Source organism: Actinomycetospora sp. TBRC 11914 (assembly GCF_012933465.1).
In the GTDB taxonomy this organism is placed as follows: domain Bacteria; phylum Actinomycetota; class Actinomycetes; order Mycobacteriales; family Pseudonocardiaceae; genus Actinomycetospora.
The window spans coordinates 1-1,448 of sequence record NZ_JABBND010000048.1 but is presented as its reverse complement, the minus strand read 5'-3'; the positions used below and the strand labels follow the sequence as shown (position 1 = coordinate 1,448).

Annotated in this window: 1 protein-coding gene; it reads left to right on the top strand. The window is 71.3% G+C overall.

Annotated elements, in window-relative coordinates:
• Positions 1 to 246: 246 nt before the first annotated feature.
• Positions 247 to 1,448 (top strand): IS110 family transposase (locus tag HH311_RS30750; RefSeq protein WP_169187542.1); only part of this gene is annotated, 1,202 nt, incomplete at its 3' end.

The window sequence follows — 1,448 nt, the reverse complement described above, 5'->3', positions numbered from 1 at the left end:
CACCTAATGGGGCTGCATCCGGCTGGCTGGTGGTTGGCTGGGTGTCCGAGCCGCCAGCGGGGTGAGCACTACGCGCACCGGACCTTGGAAGGTCTAGTCCTAGATCGTGCCCCTCGTTGGTGGGTGAGGAGTTCGTAGGGCTGGTGGGATGTCGTGCCCGGCCGCCGCGCCGCGAGCACTGATCCATTAGGTCGCACCCGTTCTCCTCGAAGGCTCGCAGGCTGCCGCTCAGGAGAGGGAGTGCTGGTGCTGTTCGTCGGAGACGACTGGGCCGAGGACCACCACGACATCGAGATCCTCGATGAGACTGGTCGGCGGCTGGTCCGTCGACGCCTGCCCGAGGGTGCGGCCGGGATCGCGGGGCTGCACGCGCTGATCGCTGATCACCTCGATGATGACGCCGGAGCGGATCAGGTCGTGGTGGGGATCGAGACCGACCGCGGCCCGTGGGTGCAGGCCCTGCTCGCCGCGGGCTACGTGGTCTACGCGATCAACCCGCTGCAGGCGGCGCGGTACCGGGAACGCCACGCCAGCTCCGGGGCGAAGAGCGACCCCGGTGACGCTCATGTGCTCGCTGAGCTGGTGCGCCTCGACCGGGATCATCACCGCCCGGTCGCCGGGGACTCGGCGATCGCCGAGCACGTCAAGGTCGTCGCGCGGGCGCACCAGTCGATGATCTGGTCACGGCAGCGCCAGACCAACACGCTGCGCTCGATGCTGCGCGAGTACTACCCCGCCGCCCTGGCCGCGTTCGACGACCTCGCCGGCCGCGACGCGCTGGCCGTGCTCGCGCTGGCGCCGTCCCCCGCCCAGGGCCGTCAGCTGCGGGTCGCGCGGGTGGCCAAGGCACTGCGCGCCGCGGGACGCCAACGCAACAGCGACACCGTCGCCGCGCGGATCGTGGAGGTGCTGCGCGCCGAGCAGCTCGAGGCCCACCCCGGGGTGGTCGGTGCCTACGCCGCGTCGGTGAAGGCCCTCGTCGCGGTCATCGGCGAGCTCGCCCGCCAGTGCGAGGTCCTCCAGGGCGAGGTGGCCGCGGGTTTTGGCCGGCACCCGGACGCTGAGATCTACCTGTCCCAGCCGGGGCTGGGACAGGTTCTCGGCGCCCGGGTGCTCGCCGAGTTCGGTGATGACCCCGAGCGCTACGCCGACGCCAGAGCCCGCAAGAACTACTCCGGGATGGCGCCAGTCACCCGCGCTTCGGGCAAGACCCGGGTGGTGCTGGCCCGCCACGCCCGCAACCGACGCCTCGCCGACGCGCTCTACCAACAGGCCTTCGCCGCGCTGAGCGCCTCACCTGGAGCCAGGGCCTACTACGACGCCCACCGTGCCCGCGGCAACACCCACCACCAAGCCCTCCGCGCTCTAGCGAACCGCCTCGTCGGGATCCTGCACGGCTGCCTACGAACCAAGATCCCCTACAACGAAGCCACCGCCTGGCCACCCGC